The 19436-nt window shown below is 72.2% G+C and carries 16 protein-coding genes and 1 pseudogene; 15 read left to right on the forward strand and 2 right to left on the reverse strand.

Annotated features, from left to right (window positions below):
* Positions 1 to 428 precede the first annotated feature (428 nt).
* Genes BBH68_RS23260 through BBH68_RS23275 form a run of 4 tightly spaced genes read left to right on the forward strand, consistent with a single transcriptional unit; the run spans position 429 to position 8642 of the window.
* On the forward strand, positions 429 to 1982 hold the full coding sequence (locus BBH68_RS23260; RefSeq protein ID WP_065965421.1) for a TIGR02677 family protein: 1554 nt from the start codon (positions 429 to 431) through the stop codon (positions 1980 to 1982).
* Complete coding sequence (locus BBH68_RS23265; RefSeq protein ID WP_065965422.1) at positions 1979 to 3265, forward strand: TIGR02678 family protein; 1287 nt, start codon at positions 1979 to 1981, stop codon at positions 3263 to 3265. Before BBH68_RS23260 ends, BBH68_RS23265 begins: the two co-directional genes overlap by 4 nt.
* Positions 3262 to 7395, forward strand: coding sequence for a TIGR02680 family protein (locus BBH68_RS23270; RefSeq protein WP_065965423.1), 4134 nt, complete (start codon positions 3262 to 3264; stop codon positions 7393 to 7395). The genes BBH68_RS23265 and BBH68_RS23270 overlap by 4 nt, the downstream gene beginning before the upstream one ends.
* Positions 7392 to 8642 (forward strand): TIGR02679 family protein, encoded by a 1251-nt coding sequence (locus BBH68_RS23275; RefSeq protein ID WP_065965424.1) that lies wholly within the window; start codon positions 7392 to 7394, stop codon positions 8640 to 8642. The genes BBH68_RS23270 and BBH68_RS23275 overlap by 4 nt, the downstream gene beginning before the upstream one ends.
* Before the next feature lie 352 nt (positions 8643 to 8994).
* On the opposite strand, the gene BBH68_RS43295 is transcribed toward BBH68_RS23275, so the two are convergent.
* Positions 8995 to 9384 (reverse strand): AAA domain-containing protein, encoded by a 390-nt coding sequence (locus BBH68_RS43295; protein WP_065965425.1) that lies wholly within the window; start codon positions 9382 to 9384, stop codon positions 8995 to 8997.
* 65 nt (positions 9385 to 9449) lie between these two features.
* On the opposite strand from BBH68_RS43295, the gene BBH68_RS42075 reads away from it, so the two are divergent.
* Positions 9450 to 9605 carry a hypothetical protein gene (locus tag BBH68_RS42075; RefSeq protein ID WP_158080290.1) on the forward strand — a complete coding sequence of 52 codons (156 nt, stop codon included), beginning with the start codon at positions 9450 to 9452 and terminating at the stop codon, positions 9603 to 9605.
* A gap of 126 nt (positions 9606 to 9731) precedes the next feature.
* Here the strand turns inward: BBH68_RS42075 and BBH68_RS23285 are convergent, their stop codons facing one another.
* Positions 9732 to 10514 carry a hypothetical protein gene (locus tag BBH68_RS23285; protein ID WP_065965426.1) on the reverse strand — a complete coding sequence of 261 codons (783 nt, stop codon included), beginning with the start codon at positions 10512 to 10514 and terminating at the stop codon, positions 9732 to 9734.
* Between the two features lie 215 nt (positions 10515 to 10729).
* Between BBH68_RS23285 and BBH68_RS23290 the strand changes: the two genes are divergently transcribed.
* The 10 genes and pseudogenes from BBH68_RS23290 to BBH68_RS23330 all read left to right on the forward strand — a co-directional run.
* Complete coding sequence (locus tag BBH68_RS23290; RefSeq protein ID WP_065965427.1) at positions 10730 to 11758, forward strand: LysR family transcriptional regulator; 1029 nt, start codon at positions 10730 to 10732, stop codon at positions 11756 to 11758.
* Positions 11759 to 11944: 186 nt separating this feature from the next.
* Positions 11945 to 13528 carry an IS1182 family transposase gene (locus tag BBH68_RS23295; RefSeq protein WP_065960697.1) on the forward strand — a complete coding sequence of 528 codons (1584 nt, stop codon included), beginning with the start codon at positions 11945 to 11947 and terminating at the stop codon, positions 13526 to 13528.
* Between the two features lie 53 nt (positions 13529 to 13581).
* Positions 13582 to 13746 carry a hypothetical protein gene (locus BBH68_RS42080; protein WP_170066590.1) on the forward strand — a complete coding sequence of 55 codons (165 nt, stop codon included), beginning with the start codon at positions 13582 to 13584 and terminating at the stop codon, positions 13744 to 13746.
* Between the two features lie 64 nt (positions 13747 to 13810).
* Positions 13811 to 14203, forward strand: coding sequence for a nuclear transport factor 2 family protein (locus tag BBH68_RS23300; protein WP_065965428.1), 393 nt, complete (start codon positions 13811 to 13813; stop codon positions 14201 to 14203).
* Between the two features lie 147 nt (positions 14204 to 14350).
* The gene (locus tag BBH68_RS23305; RefSeq protein ID WP_065965429.1) at positions 14351 to 15523 is read left to right on the forward strand and encodes an AAA family ATPase; all 1173 of its coding nucleotides are present in this window, start codon (positions 14351 to 14353) and stop codon (positions 15521 to 15523) included.
* The gene (locus BBH68_RS23310; RefSeq protein ID WP_065965430.1) at positions 15489 to 15860 is read left to right on the forward strand and encodes a nucleotide pyrophosphohydrolase; all 372 of its coding nucleotides are present in this window, start codon (positions 15489 to 15491) and stop codon (positions 15858 to 15860) included. The genes BBH68_RS23305 and BBH68_RS23310 overlap by 35 nt, the downstream gene beginning before the upstream one ends.
* A gap of 159 nt (positions 15861 to 16019) precedes the next feature.
* The gene (locus BBH68_RS23315) at positions 16020 to 16493 is read left to right on the forward strand and encodes a DUF6099 family protein (protein ID WP_065965431.1); all 474 of its coding nucleotides are present in this window, start codon (positions 16020 to 16022) and stop codon (positions 16491 to 16493) included.
* A gap of 18 nt (positions 16494 to 16511) precedes the next feature.
* Positions 16512 to 17435, forward strand: coding sequence for an LLM class F420-dependent oxidoreductase (locus BBH68_RS23320; protein ID WP_065965432.1), 924 nt, complete (start codon positions 16512 to 16514; stop codon positions 17433 to 17435).
* Between the two features lie 380 nt (positions 17436 to 17815).
* Positions 17816 to 18742, forward strand: coding sequence for a homocysteine S-methyltransferase (mmuM, locus tag BBH68_RS23325; protein WP_065965433.1), 927 nt, complete (start codon positions 17816 to 17818; stop codon positions 18740 to 18742).
* 69 nt (positions 18743 to 18811) lie between these two features.
* A pseudogene (locus BBH68_RS23330) lies at positions 18812 to 19342 on the forward strand (AAA family ATPase); the annotation flags it as partial.
* Positions 19343 to 19436 lie beyond the last annotated feature (94 nt).

Below are 19436 nucleotides of genomic sequence, written 5' to 3' on the forward strand. Positions count from 1 at the left end.
GCGTACGACATGGGGCTGCACGCCTCCGTTCGCAGGAGGCCGGGTCTCCACTGAGCGGTACGCCTCAATGGCGCGAGCCATTTCACGCTTGCGCACCGGGCTTGGTATCGAAGGATCGTCTTGACGGCGACCGTGCGCTCGGAGGCTTCCGCGGGAGCCCGCAGGTCCTCGGCCTGGTGGACCTCCCTCATGTTTCCCCTGCCGATGACGCGCCCGATACGGAATCTGCCGTCGACGAGCTCGTGGGTACAGTACACGCGGGTCCGTGGAATCGGCTGATGTTTTCGTGTTGACCTCGCTAACGCATCATCGGATGCTGTCGGTGTCGGCGGGGGACCAGTTGGCCGGGACTCCCTCCGGAACGTCGGAGCCGACCACTACGGTGGAGGGTCCGGATGCCGCCGAGGTGCTGGGGAGGGGGCGCGGGCATGCGCAGGATGCCACCGGAGATGTTCCGGTTCACGACGGTGGAGAGGTCCGATCTGTACGGGGCGGTGCTGGAGGCCTTCGGTGTGGCCGGCGAGCACCTGGAGACGGCGCTGGGGCTCGACGCGGTGCGCGAGCGGCTGCGCGCGGTGGGCTGGGCGGCGGCAGTCGAGGACGAAGAGCTGCACGAGGTACTCAAGAAGCTCGTGCAGTGGGAGCTTCTGGACGTCGTGCACAACCACGCGGAGAACTACCGCACGGCCGAGGAGTACGAGCGTCGCAACCTCCAGTACTCACTGACCCGTCGGGGCGAGGCCGCCCTCGCCGGAGTAAGGCACGCGCTGGAGGTGCTGGCCTCCACGGGGGCGCTGCAGACGGCCGTGCTGGAGGCCATCGCCGACCGCCTGGACGAGCTCTGCCTGCTGTCCGGCGAACCCGCCTCGGCCGACCGCCGGATCTTCACTACGTTGCGCGAGCTGGAGGGACACTCGGAGGCCCTGGCGGAGAACACCAAAGCGTTCAACGCTGAACTGCAGCGCCTGGTGCGCGCCGAGGGCGCGGATCTGGCGGTGTTCCGCGAGGTCAAGGCCGCGACTGTCGCGTATCTGCAGGAGTTCCTGGTCAACCTCGACCGGCGCGGGCAGGCGGTCGCCGCCGCCGTGGCCCGGGTGGAGGAGCGGGGGACCGCCGTGCTGCGCGAGCGGGCCCTGCGCGGGGCCGAGCTGCCGCCGGTGGCCGGTGCGAACCCCGAGGCCGGCTGGCTGGAGAGCAGGCGGGCGCGCTGGGCGGGTCTGCGGGCATGGTTCCTGCCGGACGACGGGACACGGCCCCGGATCGAGCAGCTGCACGACATCGCCCGGCGGGCCATCGTCTCGCTCCTGCAGGTCCTGGAGCGGATCAACGAGTCACGGCGCCGTTCCTCCAGCGCGGTGCAGGACTTCCGGGAGCTGGCACGCTGGTTCGCCGGGGCGCCCGCGGAGGAGGACCTGCACCGGCTGTGGTCGGCGGCCTTCGGGCTCGGCTCGGCACGTCACGCCCACCTCGCCCACTCGGACCCGGAGCTGATCCCGTCGTCCCAGTCCTGGTCAGAGGCCCCGCCCGTGGAGGTGTCGGCGCTGCTGCGGACCAGCGGAAGGACGGAGCGCTTCACCCGCACGGCCAAGGTGCGGGACGTCGCGGCGGTCAGGGCCGAGCGTGCGGAGCGGGCCCGCGCGGAGCGTGCGGAACTCGCGCGCGCCTGGGAGGCGCTGGAGACGGACGGTCCCGTACGCCTGTCCTCCTTCGGCACGCTGGATCCCGCCGTCTTCGACCGGTTGCTCGACCTGCTGGGCCGGGCCCTGTCCGCCCGCCCGGACGCGAGCGGCCTGCGGCGCGCCATGACGGGGGACGGCCGGGTGGAGATCGCGCTGTCTCCGTCTCCCGACGAGCGCACCGCCGTACTGCGCACGACGAAGGGCACCCTGGCCGGACCGGACTACGTCGTCCACTTCACGGCGGTGGGCGGAGCGAGCGCCGTTCCGCGCGTCCGCGGCGCGCGGCAGGAGGCGGCCGGATGAGTACCCTCGCCAACCAACTCGCGTCCGCGGAACGGGAGGAAGTCGCCCGCGCCATCCGTATCCTGCTGGCCAGGCCCCTGCTGACCGAGGCTGCGGACCCGGCCGGCTTCGAACTCGTCCGCCGCCGACGCGAGCCGCTGGCCCAGTGGTTCGACTACACCTGCGGCTGGAGCCTGGTGGTGGAGCCCCGCCGAGGGTACGCCCGCCTCACCAAGGTCCGCGCCGACCCGGACGGCTCCCGCCCGGCCCGCAGGGCGCGCACCGGCCGGGCCCCGTTCGACCGCCGGCGTTACGTGCTGCTGTGCGTGACCGCCGCCGAGCTGCTGTCGATGCCGATGACGACCATCGGCATGCTCGCCGACCGGGTCGTTCAGGCCACGGCGGCCGACCGGGCGCTGGCCGCATTCGACCCGGTTCACAAGCCGGAGCGGATGGCGTTCGTCGACGTCCTGAAGCTGCTGGAGTCGTACGACGTGCTGCGCGCGGTCGACGGCACCACCGAGGCGTACGTCGAGTCCGCGGAGGCCAAAGTCCTCTACCGCGTGGACACCACGCTGCTCATGCGGCTGCCCGCCGCGCCCGTCGGCGCCTCACGGCTCGCCGTACCCCCGGACGAGGTGCCGATACGGTTCGAGTCCCTCCTCATTGGTCTCGTACGGGAGCGTCGTTACGGCGGGTCGCTCGCCGAGGGGACGACGGACGAGGCACACGGCGAGACCGCCGCCACGGACACGCAACGCAACCTGAAGCTGCGCCACTCGGTCCTGCGCCGCCTCTTCGACGACCCCGTGCTCCACCGGACGGACCTCACCGACGACGAGCTGGCGTACGTCACCTCCCTGACCGGACGCCAGATCCTGCGCCGTTCGGTCGAGCAGGCCGGCTTCCTCCTGGAGGAGCGAGCCGAGGGCTTCCTGCTCGTGGACCCGGACGGGCTCGCCACCGATATCCGCTTCCCCGACGACACGTCGACTGCCAGGGTCGCCGCGCTGCTCCTCCTGGAGCCGCTGTGCGCCGCGCCCGCCGGACTGCTGCCCGAGCAGCTCGCCGAGGCGGGAGCGAATCTGCTGCGCCGCTTCCCGCGCTGGGCCAAGGCGTATCAGTCGGAGGACGGCGCTGCCCGGCTGGCCGACGACGCCGTACGCGTCCTGCGTGACGTCGGCCTGGTGCGCCGGGCCAGGGGTCGTGTCGTCGCGTGCCCGGCCGCGCACCGCTACCGCCTGACGGAGACGACGAGTCCGGATCCGGAAGGCAGTGAACGCAGTCAAGGAGAACAGCAGTGAGCGTCACAGAGCTTCCGCTTCCCCGGCGGCCGGAGCCCACCGAGCCGGACGAGGCACCTGCGACGGGCGACGCCGTCAGCCGATGGCAGCCGCACCGGGCGGGCATCCTCAACGTCTGGCGCTACTACGACGAGACGTTCACCTTCCACCGGGGCCGCCTGCTGCTGCGCGGCCAGAACGGTTCGGGCAAGTCCAAGGCGCTGGAGCTGCTGCTGCCCTTCCTCTTCGACGCCAGTCTCCGCCCCAACCGCCTGTCCACCTTCGGTGGTTCGGAACGCACCATGCACTGGAACCTGCTGGGCGAGGGCGCCTCCGGCAAGACCCGTGTCGGGTATGTGTGGATGGAGTTCCGTCGGGTCGGCGACGACGGCACCGAGCGGTGGTTCGGCTGCGGGGCGCGCCTGCAGGCGAGCGTGCACACCAGCACGGTGCACGCCGACTACTTCACCACCCGCTCCAGAATCGCCGACCCCGAGGGTGTGCTCCTGGTCAACGAGGCGGGACAGCCACTGACCCGGGCCGCCCTCGCCGAAGCCGTGCGTGATCGCGGAGAGGTCCATGCCTCGGCCGCCGACTACCGCACCGCCGTACGGCGTGAACTCTTCGCCGGCATGGGGGAGCAGCGTTACGAGTCACTGCTGTCCGCCCTGCTTCAGCTGCGCCAGCCCAAACTGTCCGAAAGGCTCGACCCGTCCCTGCTCTCCACCCTGCTGTCCCGCGCTCTGCCCCCGCTGGGCGAGGGAGAGATCGCCGAACTCGCCGAGGGCTTCGAGCGGCTGGACCGGCAGCGCGAACACCTCAAGCGGCTCGACGAGGAGGTGACGGCGGCCGAGACCGTCGCTTCCCGGCAGCGCGCCTACGCGCGACGGGTCCTGCGCGCCGGTTCCGCCGCGCTGATCTCGGCCACCACCGAGATGGACAATCTCACCCGCGTCGCCCGCCAGAGCGCCGCGCAGCTCGAACAGGCGTTGACGGAGCGGGAGTCCGCGCAGGACCGACGTGAGGAACAGGAGCTGCGCGCACATGCCCTGGAGGAGACCATCGAGGGCCTGCGCGAGAGGGACGCGTACAAACAGGGCGAGGAACTCGACCGGCTCCGCCGTCGTACCGAAGACGCGACAGGAACCGCCCGGCGGCGACGAGCCACCGCCCAGGACGCCCAGCACCAGGCGGAGGAGGACCAGCGGCACGCCGACGAGGCGGCGAGCCAGGCCCGCACGCTCGACGAGCACGCGCGCGAGGCCGCCGCGGAAGCACACCGGTCGGCTCGGGCAGCAGGGCTGGAGTCCATCCACCACGAGACGAGGACGATCCTGGACGCGGATTCCGGGATGGCCCTGCCCGACAGCACGGGACGCGACCAGGACTCCCTTGGCCCGCGCACGACTGCCGAGAACGGGGCGCGCCAAGCTCGTCGGCTGCTGCGCGGCGCGGTCACCGCCCGACGGCAGCAGGTCACCCTCGTCACCAGGGCGATCGACGAGCACGATCGCGCGGTACGCGACCGACGCGCCGCCGAGGAACTGCTGGACGAGGCCCGCAACCGGCTCGCGCAGGCGATCGCCCGGCGGGACGAGGCGGCCGCCGCCTGGGACGACGCCCTCGCCGCGCAGGCGGAACGGCTGCTCGCCTGGGCCGAGGGCTGCGCTGAACTGCGTATCACCGACTCCGAGGAACTGAGGGCCAGAGCGGCGGACGAGGCCGCGGTGACCGCCCTGACCGAAGCCGCCGCGCGTTCGCTGGAACAGAAGATCGCCACGGCGGAGGCCACCACCCGAGCCGCACGTCAGAGCCTGCGGGACGAGCGTGGCCGACTGGAGGAGGAAGTACGACGGCTCAGCGGCGAGACCGACCTGCCGCCGGTGCCCCCGCCCACCCGCACCACCGTCCGCACGGCGACGGCGGGAGCACCCCTGTGGCGGTTGGTCGCTTTCCGCGAAGGCTTCCCACTCGCCGTGCAGGCCGCCGTAGAGGCAGCACTGGAGGCGTCGGGCCTCCTGGACGCCTGGGTCAGCCCCTACGACGGGATCACCCTGCCGGGGCACGACACCCGCGCCGAGGCGGCCCTATCCGTGACCGCGCCGGGGCCCAGCCTGCTGGAGGTGCTGGAGCCCGAGGCCGACATCCCTGTCCCGGCCGACACCGTGATCCGGATCCTCGCCGGTGTCGCGTACGGGACGACGCTGCCGGGCGGGCACCCCGCGGCCGTCTCCGCCGACGGCGCCTGGCGTCTCGCGCTCGCCACCGGTACATGGAGCAAGCCGGAGCCGACCTACATCGGCGCCCTCGCACGGCAGCGGGCCCGACAGCGCAGGATCGGCGAACTGTCCGACCGCATCGCTGAGACCAATGCCTCGCTCGCCGCTTTCGACGACCAGCTGCGCGGCCTCGCCGCCCGCCGCGCCCGGCTTGACGCCGACCGCGCCGCCCGCCCCGACCACCGGGAACTCGACGCCCGACGGCGTGACCGGGACCGAGCCGAGGAGAGGGTGGCCGCTCGGGACGACGCCGTGCGCGACGCCGCGGGGCGTCTGGCGCGGTGCGAGAGCGAGGTGGCGGGTGCTCTGCGCACGCTCGACCGCAGGGCCGCGGAACACGGGCTGCCCACTGACCGCGACCGGTTGTGTGAACTGTCCGCCGCCATCGACGAGTTCCGGGACATCGCCGACAGCTGGGTGGACGCCCGCCTCGCCGCGACCGCCGCCGCCGACCGGGCCCACCAGAGGGCCGTACAGGCAGACCGTTCGCGGCGGACCGCTGAGGCACGGGCCGAGGACGCGGCCGCCGCAGAAGCGGGGGCGGCGGGGCTGAAGGCGCGCCTGGACGCGGTGGAGGCCACCGTCGGCGAGGACTACCGGCAGATCGTCGCACGCGTCGCCGAGGCGCGCGCCGAGCTGCGCCGCTGCCGTGAGGAGGTCCGCCGGGCGGCTGATCTCCTGTTGCACCTGGAAGGACGTATCGGAGAACTTCGGGCCACCAGCGCCCAGGACGCCGAACGACGGGAACGGGCCGTCGCCACCCGGGACGCCGCGGCAGAGCGATTCCGGCACCTGTGCCTGGCCGGGCTGGCCGAGGATGCCGGCATCACGCCGGAACTCGATGCCGCGGACGGCACGAAGGCCACCCTGGAGGCCGCCCGTGCCACAGCCGCCGAGTGGGCGAGCATCCCGCACGCTCCGCGGAACCTGGGTGATGCCGCGAGCCGCCTGTCCGAAGCAGTCCACGAGGCCCGCCAGCGCCTCGGCGCCCGCGCCGACCTGGACCTGGAACCGGACGACGACATCCAGCTCTTCACCGCCACTCTGGACGGCGTACGCGTGGGAGCGACGGGCATGCTCACCGCGCTCACCCAGGAGCGCGACCGCAGCCGGGACGACATCACCACCGCAGAACGGCGCCTGTTCGACCAGATCCTCACCGGCGACATCCGCCGCCACCTCGCGGCGCGCATCCGTCAGGCCGGTGAACTCGTCGACCGCATGAACGGACACCTGGAGCGGGTCCGCACCGCCTCCAACGTCGCCGTCCAACTCGTGTGGGACGTCCGTCCGGACCTCCCGGACAGTACCCGCACCGCCCGGCAGCTGCTGCTGAAGGACCCCGGCCGGGTCACCGAGACCGACCGGGAGGCCCTGCACGCGTTCTTCCGCGCCCGTATCGAGGAGGCCAAGGGCAGCGAAACGGCCGCGAGCTGGGAGGAGCAGCTCGGTGAGGTGCTCGACTACACCGCCTGGCACCGCTTCACCGTCCGTCTCGACCGGGCGAACGGGTCCGGGTGGCAGCCCCTGACCAAGAAGCTGCACGGCGCGCTCTCCGGCGGAGAGAAAGCCATCGCCCTTCACCTGCCGCTGTTCGCCGCCGTCGCCGCCCACTACGAGGCAGTGCCCCTCGCACCCCGGCCGATCCTGCTGGACGAGGTCTTCGTCGGCGTCGACACCGTAAACCGCGGACAGGTCTTCGCGCTGCTCACCGCACTCGACCTGGACCTCATGGTCACCTCCGACCACGAGTGGTGCACCTACGGCGAACTGCCCGGCATCGCCGTCCATCAACTCCTCACCGACGCGGCCGACGACGCGGTCACCAGCGCGCGCTTCGTCTGGAACGGCACCGACCTGGAGGCAGGATGACTTGCCCGGATCCGGCTCCGGGCGAACGCACCCTGCGCCGCCCCGAACTCCGCTCGCTCTGGCACACGGTCCACGACCGCCTGTCCTCCGGCCGCCCTGTCACACGAGTTCGGCTCGGACCGCTCGACGAGGCCCAGCGCGAAGCCCTGGCCGACCTGCTCGGCCTCGACCGGCTGCCGGACGCCCGGCCCTCCGTCGCTCTGGCCCGGCTGGAAGAAGCCGTCACCGAGCTGTGTGGCCGTACCGTCAGGGAAACCGTCACCGAACTCGTCGGCCCTCTCGGTGACCGAGCGGGCGAACGGCGCCGCCTAGAGGGCGAGCGCACCAGGCTGTGGACCTGGCTGGCCGGCCACGACACCGTGAGGGCCCAGCCCGCGCTGTCGGACTGGGTTGCCTCCTGCCGAGCCGCCGGGCTGGTCGGAGCCTCCCCGGAACACACCCGAGCGCTGCTCACAGACGCGCTCACCGTGCTCGGGGAGCTACCTGCCCGCGCGGAGCCACTGCCCGTCTTCGCCGCCCGAGTCCTGAACGGTCACTCACACGCACTTGACGACGGCACTCCGCTGTCGACCCTCGTCCTGCGCGCCCTGGCAACCCTTTACGACACCGCCGTGCCGCAGTCCGCGGCGGAACGGCGGGCGTTGTGGGCTCGCGCGGGTGTCGCCGATGACGACCTGTCCGCCACCGTCCTCGTCGCCGGCCTGCGCCCGTTCGGCGACGGCCCGCTCGCCCGTGTGTCCCGAGTGTGCGCCGAGGCTGGACAGGCCGCCAGCCTCACCCTCGCCCAACTGCGCACCCCAGGCGAGTTCACTCTGGCCGCTGCCCCCACGCCCGTCGTCCACGCCGTGGAGAACCCCAGCATCCTGGCTCTCGCGGTGCGCCGCTTCGGCGCGGACTGCCCGCCGCTCGTGTGCACGTCCGGCTGGCCCAACAGCGCGGCCATCCATCTCCTCCGCCTTCTCGCGGACCAGGGCGCCGCCCTCCGGTACCACGGCGACTTCGACGGAGAAGGCGTTCGCATCGCCGCGTATCTCCTGGACAAGACGCCGGTCCAACCCTGGCGCATGACGGCCGCGGACTACCGTGCCGCGGTCGCGCGCACACCGAAGGGACCTCAGCCCGGCCGACTCACCACGGCACCCTGGGACCCCGAACTGACGCGCGCCATGACCGAGCATGGCACCGCAGTGGTCGAGGAACTGGTGGCCGACGTCTTGTTGGCAGATCTCGCTGCAGCGGTTCGGTAAGGATGCTGGCTGGTCGCTCACGCTCGTTTGACGCTCTGGGTACCCAAGGAGCCCTACACCTGCGTCGAGAGGGGCCTTTGAACTGCGACTTTGCAAGATTCTTGCATCATGAACCTTGGATTTCGCCGCGTACACGGATATGGACGACCCGGCGCCAGGCTCCGGGGAGATGAACTGCCCGACACTGTACCGCCGCAGCGGGCGCACTTCGGCGGACGGGGCAAGAGTTCGGCATGTTCGAGCTCCAGTAGCTTGCGGGCGAAGTGGCCGCCCCGCATCGTCACCATGACCTCTCGGGTCCATGACTGGGACAGGGGGTTGAGGCTGCCGATCATCACCGTGCGTTCGTCGATCACCGCGATGTTCCGGTGCATGACGTTGACGGGGATGACGGTGTGGGCGACGGCTCGAAGGGCGGTGCCCAACTGCCGATGACGTAGAGGCGGGTCTGGACGCGGGTGGCCGCCACGTTGAGCAGCCGCACGCCGTCCCGCGCCCAGTCCGACGCGTCGGGCTCCCGGTGGGCCCGGGACATCCACAGCTCCCGGCCGTCGGCGCCCTCAACCGTGTCGAAGACGACGACAGGGAACTCCCGGCCCGGGAAGCGGTGTGCCGTGCCCACCTCCGCCAGAGGGCCGCCCCCGCTCTCCGCGTCCCGCGGAGCCTCCAGGGTCGCGTCCGCCTGCATACCGTACGGCGTGGCGATGCCCGTCTCCTCGCCCTTTCCGCGGTGGCACTGCACGAGGGCTCTGGCGATCAGTGCGCCGGCCGGCCACCAGCCGCTGTGGCGGCCGGTCAGGTGAGCCCGTGTGCCGTTTTACCGACCTGGACGGAGAAACACCCACCTTCGACCTGCGCGCCCGGTTCACCACGGGGGCCGGTCGCATCCACTTCCGCCTGGTCCCGGAGGAACGGACGATCTGCCTCGCTCACATCGGCGGCAAGATCCGTCCGGACCTGTGATCCTCCTCAGCCGGCCCTGTGGCGATGTCAACGGCGGACCAGCGGCGCGGTGGGGCCTGCCTGCGCACAGCAGTGGCGCGCCGCGGGTTGTCAGCCGCGGCCTGAGATGTGCCCATAGTGTGCGGTTCAGGTCCGCGGCCGCTCGACGTCCGCGCGGATCGCGCGCATGATCGGGGCGACCTCGGCGGCGGTGAAGCCGACCTTGGTGCTGGTGCCGTCGCCCTTGATGACGAGGCTGATGCCGGCGGCGGTGGTCGGGGTGAACCAGGAGCAGGTAGTGGCGGCCGTGGTGAACATCGTGTTCTGGACCAGGACGGTGTTGCAGATCGCGCGGCCGCCGTGCGGGCCGGGCATGGCGTCTATGGCGCTGGTGGTGATCCGGTCTCCGGCGCCGTCGTCCTGGCTGGCGGGGAGCTGGTTCAGGACGTCGTGCAGGTGGTCGGGGTCGAAGCCGGTGCCGGTGACGCCGTTGTAGAAGATCCACGCGCCGTCCGCGCGGTCGTCGTAGTAGGCCTGCACAGGAGTGCCGGAGATGCCGAGCCGAGCGGCGGTCTGCTGCAGATCGGCATTCACCGTGCTGATCAGGGAGGCCGGGGGCCGGCCCTGGGGGTAGCCGGCCGCTACCTGAGGGGCGGTCAGTACGTACGAGGTGGCGTCTTTTTCGCCTGTGCCGTTTCCTGTGGTGCCGTTTTCGCCTGTGCCGTTTCCCTCGGTGTCGTTTCCGTCGGCGCCTCCCGTGGCGCCGGGGCCGCCGAGCGTGGGCGATGCGGGGGTGCTGCCTTGCGCGGCCGTCCGGGACGGGGAGTCGGCGGCGGGGTGGGACGGGCCGCAGGCCGATGTCCATACGCAGGCCGCGGCCAGTGCGAGGGCGGCCGATGTCCGGATGCGTGGCGGGACGGGGCGTGCCATGTGCGGCCTCCTCGGGAAGGGGGACAGACCCGTTTCGGGCATGCGGGAACCAGGGCGGTGACGGCCGGAGACCTGGGGGTGCCGCAACTATGGCAGCCGCACGGCGGCGGGGCAGCCCCACCGTCCAGAGGTGCTTGCCACCCCCGACAGGAGAACTGGTGCGGCGTGCGGTGCCCGTGCCACGATGACGCCCGTGGCGGAGGAGGGAGCCGCGCATGGATCTCGATCCCCGACGTCTGCTGGTCCTGCACGCGATCGCGCAGAGCGGTGGGTTGGCGCCCGCGGCGCGGGCGCTCGGGCACACGCGCTCGGCGGTCTCGCAGCAACTGGCCAGTCTGGAACGGGAGGTCGGCCTCCCGCTGGTGGACCGCTCGGGCGCACGACTGGAGCTCACCGCGGCCGGCCGGCTGCTCGCCGCCACCGGTGAGCGCATCAGCCAGGAACTGACGCTGGCCGCAGAACAGTTGGGCGCCGTCAATGATCATGTCGTGCGGGGCCCGGTGGCGATCGGGGCCACTTCCTGGGTGCTCGCGCGGGTCGCTGCCCCGGTGCTGCGGCTGCTCGCCCGGTGGCACCCGCGCCTCGAGCCGAGGTTCGTCGAGGCCGGGCTGACCGACGGCCTGCGGCAGCTGAGGCTCGGTGAGGTGGACGTCCTGGTGATCACCGACGACCGGGACACGGCGGTGCCGCTGCCGCCCGCCGTAGGGGCGCAGATGCTGAGCGAGGACGAGTACCGCGTCGTCGTCCCGGCCGCCTGGGACACACCGGCCACCGCCGCCGAACTGTCCGGCCGCCCCTGGATCAGCGCCCCCGAGCACTCCGCGCGCGGCCGTGCCTTCGCCCGGTTCGCGCACACCCACGGGGTCGAGCCGTCGGTCGAACACCTCGCCGACCACATGATCGCCGTTCAGGCGATGCTGGCGGGGCAGGTCGGTGCCGCCGTCCTGCCGGCCTTTCTCGCCGCGCAGTTCGATCACGTGACGGTGACCGCGCTGCCCGTCCATGGCAGCCAGATCACGCGGATGCTCTACCGCACCGGCCACGGTGGCGGCGCCACGGCGTCCAGGGCAGTGGTCGACGCGCTGCGGCAGGCGGCCCGCGACCACGCCGAGGCGGCCACCGCCGCCGGCCGGGTGAAGGGCGACATCGTCGTCCGCCCTTTGCACGACCCCACCGCCCCCGCCCCGCCCACTCCCCGCCGCCCGCTGCCGCCCCGCGATACCCACCGGCCACCCCCTGGATGAACCGGCCGTCCCCGCCCGCGCCTCCGTTCGGCCGGCGGGGTCGGCGGCGCGGGGGTGAGCCGGCCCGCCCGGCCGGGGCTCGACCACGAGCAGCGGGGGCGACCTCAACCGCCTAGAAGATTCATGAAGATCTTGGGGTTCTGGCCCCGCCGTGTGAGCGGCGGGGCCAGACTCGTTGTTGTGGTGATGGGTGAATGGTCCGGAGAGACGGTCGGGCCGGATGTGTGGGAGACCTGCCGGGAGTTGATTCCGGCGGGGAGTGTGTTCGCGTTCCTGGCCGAGCATCGTGGTGCGCTGTTTCCGGTGGAGATGTTCGCGGACATGTATCCATCGGCGAACGGGCGGCCGAGCATGCCCCCGCAGATCCTGGCCGCTGCGATCACCCTGCAGGCCCTGCACGGGCTATCGGACTTCGAGACGGTCCAGGAACTGCGCTGCGACCTGCGGTGGAAGGCCGCCTGCGGGCTGGGCCTCAACGACATGGCCTTCGACCCGTCGCTCCTGGCCTACTTCCGCCGTCGTCTGGGCCGTTCCACCCGCCCGAACCGGGTCTTTGAGGCCGTGCGTGAAGTCGTGAAGGCCACCGGTGTCCTCAAGGGCAAGCACCGCCGGGCACTGGACTCCACCGTCCTCGATGACGCGGTGGCCACCCAGGACACCGTCACCCAGATCATCTCCGCGATCCGCCGGGTGATCCGCGAGGTCCCCGGAGGCGAGGAGACGGCGGCGCAGTGGTGCCGCGCGCACGACTACACCGACCCGGGCAAGCCGAGGATCGCCTGGGCCGACGAGCAAGCACGCGCCACGCTGATCGACGCGCTGGTCACCGACGCGATCAACCTGCTCGGACACCTGCCCGAGCGGGAACTCGGCGAGAAGGCGGCGAACGCGGTGGGCCTGCTGGCCCTGGTCGCGGGCCAGGACGTGGAGCCGGCCGAAGACTCCGACGGGCGTGACGGACGCTGGCGCATCGCCCGGCGCACAGTCGCGGACCGGACCGTGTCCACCGTCGATGCGGACGCACGCCACATCCACAAAAACCGCACCCGCCACCAGGACGGCTTCAAAGGACATGCGTCCTTCGAGCCGGAGACCGGGCTGTTCACCGCCGTCGCGCTCACCAGCGGCCACGGCTCCGACAACCACGAGGCCGCCGTCGCCACCCGCCTGCTCGCCGACGAGGAACCGGACACGCGGTTAACCGTGCTCGGCGATTCCGCCTACGGCACCGGCGACCTGCGTGCACACCTGCAGGCCGACGGCCATACCCCGGTCATCAAGCCGCCGCCGCTGCGGCAGGCCGTCCCCGGCGGTTTCACCATCGACGACTTCCACATCGACCTGGCGGCCGGCACCGCGACCTGCCCGGCCGGACACACCGCCAACCTCGGACAGGTCAAAGCCGACGGTGCCCGCACCGCTCAGTTCAAGCACCTGTGCACCAACTGTCCCCTGCGCGGGCGCTGCACCAGGTCCAAGACCGGGCGCACCCTCAACGTCCACCCCCAGCGCGAACTGCTGTCCGCGGCCCGCCACCAGGCGGCCACCGACCCCGCCTGGCAGGACGAATACCGCAGATGGCGGCCCCCGGTCGAACGCGCCATCGCCTGGCTGGTCGCCAAGGGAAACCGTCGAGTCCGCTACCGCGGCGTCATCGCCAACAACATCTGGCTCCACCACCGCGCCGCCGCCCTCAACCTCCGCCGGCTGATCAACCTCGGACTCACCCGAACCAGCGGCACCTGGCACCTCACCCCAGCCACCCCATAGCCAAGAGGGGGCCACCCGGCCTCCGGCCGGATGGCCCCCTCTTCAAGATCTTCATGAGCCTTCTAGGCTGTTTTCTGGGTGCCGGAGCCCGGGCGCCGGTCGGCGGGGGTCCGGACGCGGGCCACCCGTCGGGCATCGCCACCGCCGAGCGCCTCGGCGGCCGCGTGGCGTGGCAGACCGCGTACCTCCTCGCCGGGCGTGCCACCCGCGCGGCCTGACACCGTCACGGTCCGACACCGGGCCCTCTTCCGCATCCGCCGTTGTTCTCGAAGGAGCGCCTCCATGTCCGCATCCGACAACATCGCCCTGGTCCGCAGGCTCTACGAGTCCCAGGCCGCTCCGGCCGTCCTCGAGGAGGTCATCGATCCGGACATCGTCTGGGACATCACGCCCGGTTTCCCGGGTGGCGGCGTGTACAAGGGGTTCGAGAGCGTGGGCCGGGATTTCTTCGGCCCGCTCTTCGAGCGGTTCGACACGTTCTATCCCGTGGGCGAGGAGTACTACGCGGACGACGACGGCCATGTCTTCGTCCTCGGCCACTACCACTGCGAGACCAGGCAGAGCGACCGAGTGGACGCCAGGTTCGTCCACATCTGGACCGCCCGCGACGGCAGGCTCGTCAAGCTGAGGCAGGCCGCCGACAGCCTCGTCGTCGACCGGGCGCTGAACGGCTGACACGGTCCAGAAGCGAGCGTCGATGCTCCCCGGGGTGTCGCGCCGGTCGTCCTCGGGGCGGCCACCGTCCCCCGTTCGTAGGAAGATTAGGAAGATACGGTAGACGGAACGGTTCGCCGGTGCGGCGCGGGAGATACGTTCCGGGGCATGAGCGCATCCGGACTGCGGCCGGTCGTCACGGAGTTGAGGCTGTCGGCCTTCAAGACGCACTGCCGCGCGGCCTTTCCCCTGGGGCCGCTGACGTTGATCGCCGGACCCAGCGGAAGCGGTAAGTCCGGTGTGTTGGAGGCGTACACGGCGCTCGCGCGCCTGGCGGGCGGGCAGCGGTTGGAGGAGGTGTTCCGCGATCCGGCGGGGTACGTCCCGCGGCGGGCGCGGCCGGACGGGCAGGGGCGGCGGGGGTTCCGGATCGGCTGCACGGTGGACGGCCCGGTGGGGCCGGTGCGGCTGGATGTGGCCGTGCAGGCGGAGCCCGAGCTGCGGATCGTGGGCGAGCGGATGACGGGCGCGGGGGAGACCCTGCTGGAGACGGCGCTGCGCGACCCGGGGCGGCGCCGGGTGCAGGCCGCCTGGCACACGGCGGGGGCGGTCGCGGTCACCCGGGCCCCGCTGCCCGACGACCGGCTGGCGACCGCGCTGCTGCCGCTGCGGGTGGCGGGCAAGACCGAGGGGCAGCGGCTCGCGCTGGCCGCCGCCGAGCAGGTGGTCATCGCGCTGCGGTCCGTCTTCGCGTGCGACCCGCGGCCGGAGCGGATGCGGGCGCCCGCGCCGCCGCGGGACGGGCGGCTGCGGGGCGGCTGCGAGAACCTCGCGGCGGTGCTGCGGCGCACCAGCCGGGAGTGCGGCACCCGGCACGCGGCGCTGGTCAGGGCGGTCCGGGCGGGCTGCACCGGGCCGGTGGAGGACCTGGTCACGGCGGAGTGCCCGGCGGGCGGGGCGGTGCGGGCCCTGCTGGCGCAGGGGGAGCTGGGGGCGATGCCCGTCGAGCGGCTGGGGGACGGGGAGCTGCGCTACATCGCGCTGGCTCTGGTGCTGCTCACCGGCCCGGGCGTGCTGGAGATGGACCCGGTGACGGATGTGCTCGCGGCGCGGCAGGTGCTGACGGTGCTGGCCGACGGGTTCGACCGGTGCCTGGACCGGCGGCAGGCGCGGGCGCTGCTGGGGGTCGCGGCGCGGATGTGCGCGCGGGGGCACATCCGGCTGGTGGGGACGGTGGCGGAGCCGCCGGTGGCGGACCTGCCGGGTGCGGAGGAAGGTGCCGGGGCGACAGTGGTACACCTGGGGTGTGAGCGAGGCACGAGAGTACCCACAGCCGGATGAGTCGCAGGGCCAGGAGCGGGACGTGCGGGCGCTGCAGCGCCGGCTCGCCGCGTTCGCCGCGGCGCGCGACTGGCAGCCGTACCACACGCCCAAGAACCTGGCCACGGCGCTGAGCGTCGAGGCGTCGGAGCTGGTGGAGATCTTCCAGTGGCTGACGCCGGAGGAGTCGGCGCGGGTGATGGAGGACGAGAAGAGCGCGGCCCGGGTGGAGGACGAGGTCGCCGACGTGCTGGCGTATCTGCTCCAGTTCTGCGAGGTGTTGGGGATCGACGCGCTGGCGGCTCTCGCCGCCAAGATCGACCGCAATGAGGTCCGGTTCCCGGCCGCCAAGCGGTAAGGATCTTCGTTTTGTCACTCTGAGTAGTGACTAAGTTATCCACAACGCAACTGTTGTCAACAGATTCCTGAATTCCCCTAGCTTTTCGGCCTGTTAGTCATCACTCTGGGTAGTGGAGGAGTGACGGGTGCGGGAAGTCCGTTGAGAGGGGATCGGGGCATGGACGCGATGCGGCTGATCGGTGTCACTCGGCACGCCCTGGCGCAGGCCGGGACCGTGCATGACATCGTGGCCGAGGCCTGGCAGATACAGGCGCTCGCGGAGGCGATCGGCGGCCACTTCGTGGTCAGCGGTCCGGTGGCCGCGCGCGCGGAGGCGCGTGGCCTGTGCGAGGCAGGGAGCAGGGCGCGCGGGGTCCTGTTCCGCCCCGCGCTGCACTACCCCGCCCGGCGCGGCGGGGGCTTACGGGCCGCCGAGCTGTCGGAGGTGCGGGATCCGAGGGGGGTGCTGCTGGCCCTCGGCGATCTGCTCGCGGAGGCGGGTTTCGCGCTGGTCGGCGTCGCCTCCAACACGGACGAGGAGGCGCTGTACTGGCAGTGTGTCGAGGCGATCGACGCGGCGGACGAGGCGCGGGACCGGGTGCACGGGATGCTCAGGCACCTCACGGTGCTGGAGTGGGGTGGCGCGGCATGACAGTGCAGGATGGGACGCATGGATCTGCGAATCTTCACCGAGCCCCAGCAGGGGGCGAGCTACGACACCCTGCTCAGCGTCGCCAAGGCCACGGAGGACCTCGGCTTCGACGCCTTCTTCCGCTCCGACCACTATCTGAGCATGGGGGATGTCGACGGGCTGCCCGGCCCCACCGACGCGTGGATCACCCTGGCCGGGATCGCCCGCGAGACCCGGCGGATCCGGCTCGGCACCCTGATGACGGCCGCCACCTTCCGGCTGCCCGGCGTGCTCGCGATCCAGGTGGCGCAGGTGGACCAGATGTCCGGCGGCCGCGTGGAGCTGGGCCTGGGCGCCGGCTGGTACGAGGAGGAGCACCGGGCCTACGGCATCCCCTTCCCGGCGGAGAAGTTCGCCAGGCTGGAGGAGCAGCTGGCCATCGTCACCGGCCTGTGGCGGACTCCGGTCGGCGAGACCTTCGGATACGAGGGGACGTACTACCAGCTCGCCGACTCGCCCGCGCTGCCCAAGCCCGCGCAGCAGCGGGTGCCCGTGCTGATCGGCGGCCACGGGAAGACCCGCACCCCCCGCCTCGCGGGGCAGTACGCGGACGAGTTCAATATGCCGTTCGCCTCGGCGGAGGACAGTGAGCGGCAGTTCGAGCGGGTGCGGGCGGCGGCCGAGGCCGCCGGCCGCAAGGGCGACGACCTGGTGTACTCCAACGCGCTGGTGGTCTGCGTGGGCAAGGACGACGCCGAGGTCGCCCGGCGGGCCGACGCCATCGGACGCCAGGTGGACGAGTTGAAGGAGAACGGCCTGGCGGGCTCGCCGGCCGAGGTCGTCGACAAGATCGGCCGCTATGCGCAGGCCTGCTCGTCCCGGATCTATCTCCAGATTCTGGACCTCGACGACCTCGATCACCTGGAGCTGATTTCCTCCCAGGTCCAGGCCCAGCTGGGCTGAGCCGCCCGCCGAGCACGCCCCGGGCCACGAGGAGGCCCCGGGCCGTGAGAGGCCCTGGGCCGTGAGAGGCCCTGGGCCGTGAGCACGACCCCGAGCTAGGGTCTGTCGTAAAAGGGGGCGTCCGGCCGCGAGCGGCGTCTGGCGCAGGGGGCACCTCCCAGCGGTAGCTGGGGGACCATCGCAAGGCGGAGCGTCGCCCTCGTACTGGGCGCTGCGGTCGATGTGCCGCTGCCGCGGCGTGGCGGGCGTTGCGACATCGCAGCGAGGGGCCGCCCGCCGCGGCAGGGGGCACCGCCCAGCGGTAGCTGGGGGAGGCTGGTGTCACTGCGGCGTCGGGAGCAGGGCGCCCCCTTTGACGACAGACCCTAGGAGCACCCGTGATGTCTGCCCGCCGTACGCCACTGGCCGCCGCCCTGGAGGAGGGGCCGCTCGTCCTCGACGGCGGGCTGTCCAACCAGCTGGAGGCCCAGGGCTGCGATCTGTCCGACGAGCTGTGGTCGGCCCGGCTGCTGGCCGACGACCCGCGGCAGATCGAGGCGGCCCACGCGGCGTATGCGCGGGCGGGCGCGCGGGTGCTGATCACCAGCAGCTATCAGGCGACCTACCAGGGCTTCGCCCGTCGCGGGGTGACGGAGAAGGAGGCCACGGGGTTGCTGGAGCGCAGCGTGGAGCTGGCGCGCCGGGCCGCCGAGGGCGCGGGCGGCGGCGTGGACCGGCCGGTGTGGGTGGCCGCGTCCGTCGGTCCGTACGGGGCGATGCTGGCGGACGGCAGCGAGTACCGGGGGCGCTACGGGCTGAGCGTCGAGGAGCTGGAGCGGTTCCACCGGCCGCGGATCGAGGCGCTGGCCGCGGCCGGGCCCGATGTGCTCGCGCTGGAGACGGTGCCGGACGCCGACGAGGCCGAGGCGCTGCTGCGGGCGGTCGACGGCTGCGGGGTGCCGGTGTGGCTCTCGTACAGCATCGCGGGCGAGCACACGCGGGCCGGGCAGCCGCTGCGCGAGGCATTCGCCCTGGCGGCGGGGAACGGCCAGGTGCTGGCCGTGGGCGTCAACTGCTGCGAGCCGGGCGACGCCGACCGGGCGGTGGAGATCGCCGCCGAGGCCACGGGCAAGCCGGTGGTGGTCTATCCGAACAGCGGCGAGGAGTGGGACGCCAGGGCCCGCGGCTGGCGCGGACGGTCGACGTTCGACCCGGCGCGGGTGAAGGCGTGGCACGACGCGGGCGCGCGGCTCATCGGCGGCTGCTGCCGGGTGGGGCCGGACCGGATCGCGGAGCTGGCGGCCGTCCTGGCCGACGATCAGACCTAGGGGCCCCTGGCCACAGGGCCGGTCGATAACGGATCGCGAGAGGCGGAGGTGGGCTGACAGGCTTCCTCTATGGATCACGCGGAAGTACTGCTCATCGGAGGACGGGCCGGGGTCGGCAAGACGACGGTGGGATGGGAGGTTTCGGCGTTGCTGCGGGCCGCGGAGGTCTCGCACGCGGTCATCGACGGTGACTTCATGGGGCAGGTGCATCCGGCCCCGGAGGGCGATCCTCACCGCTCGGAGGTCACGGAGAGCAATCTGACCGCCGTGTGGGCGAACTTCGCCCGGCGCGGTTACCGTCGGCTGATCTATACGAACACGCTGAGCGTGCTCCCTGAGACGACCGGGATGTTCGAGCGTGCCATGGGAGCGGGGGTGCGGATCGTACGGGTCCTGCTCACCGCCTCCGATGCCACCGCCCGCGAGCGGCTGGTGCGCCGGGAACTCGGCTCGGAGCTGGAGCGGGAAATAGCGGGCAGTGCCCGCAAGGCGCGGCTGCTGGACCAGCGGACCTCAGCGGAGACCGTGCGGGTGGTGACGGATGGACGGGCTGTCGTGGACATCGCGCGCGAGGTGGTGGCCGCCACCGGCTGGGCGGGACGGACTGGGCGGGGCGGCACTCCGCTCGGAGATCGATCAACCCGAGAGCTGGACAAAACGATTAGAAACGCGGCGGTGGTCCGGCGATACTCGG

This window comes from Streptomyces sparsogenes (assembly GCF_001704635.1).
GTDB lineage: Bacteria > Actinomycetota > Actinomycetes > Streptomycetales > Streptomycetaceae > Streptomyces > Streptomyces sparsogenes.

Bases quoted from the DNA above. Each gene is read 5' to 3' on its own strand.
- BBH68_RS23260 (WP_065965421.1), top strand. From the start codon at position 429: ATGCGCAGGATGCCACCGGAGATGTTCCGGTTCACGACGGTGGAGAGG.
- BBH68_RS23265 (WP_065965422.1), top strand. From the start codon at position 1,979: ATGAGTACCCTCGCCAACCAACTCGCGTCCGCGGAACGGGAGGAAGTC.
- BBH68_RS23275 (WP_065965424.1), top strand. From the start codon at position 7,392: ATGACTTGCCCGGATCCGGCTCCGGGCGAACGCACCCTGCGCCGCCCC.
- BBH68_RS23285 (WP_065965426.1), bottom strand. From the start codon at position 10,514: ATGGCACGCCCCGTCCCGCCACGCATCCGGACATCGGCCGCCCTCGCA.
- BBH68_RS23290 (WP_065965427.1), top strand. From the start codon at position 10,730: ATGGATCTCGATCCCCGACGTCTGCTGGTCCTGCACGCGATCGCGCAG.
- BBH68_RS23295 (WP_065960697.1), top strand. From the start codon at position 11,945: ATGGGTGAATGGTCCGGAGAGACGGTCGGGCCGGATGTGTGGGAGACC.
- BBH68_RS42080 (WP_170066590.1), top strand. From the start codon at position 13,582: ATGAGCCTTCTAGGCTGTTTTCTGGGTGCCGGAGCCCGGGCGCCGGTC.
- BBH68_RS23300 (WP_065965428.1), top strand. From the start codon at position 13,811: ATGTCCGCATCCGACAACATCGCCCTGGTCCGCAGGCTCTACGAGTCC.
- BBH68_RS23305 (WP_065965429.1), top strand. From the start codon at position 14,351: ATGAGCGCATCCGGACTGCGGCCGGTCGTCACGGAGTTGAGGCTGTCG.
- BBH68_RS23315 (WP_065965431.1), top strand. From the start codon at position 16,020: ATGGACGCGATGCGGCTGATCGGTGTCACTCGGCACGCCCTGGCGCAG.
- BBH68_RS23320 (WP_065965432.1), top strand. From the start codon at position 16,512: ATGGATCTGCGAATCTTCACCGAGCCCCAGCAGGGGGCGAGCTACGAC.
- mmuM (WP_065965433.1), top strand. From the start codon at position 17,816: ATGTCTGCCCGCCGTACGCCACTGGCCGCCGCCCTGGAGGAGGGGCCG.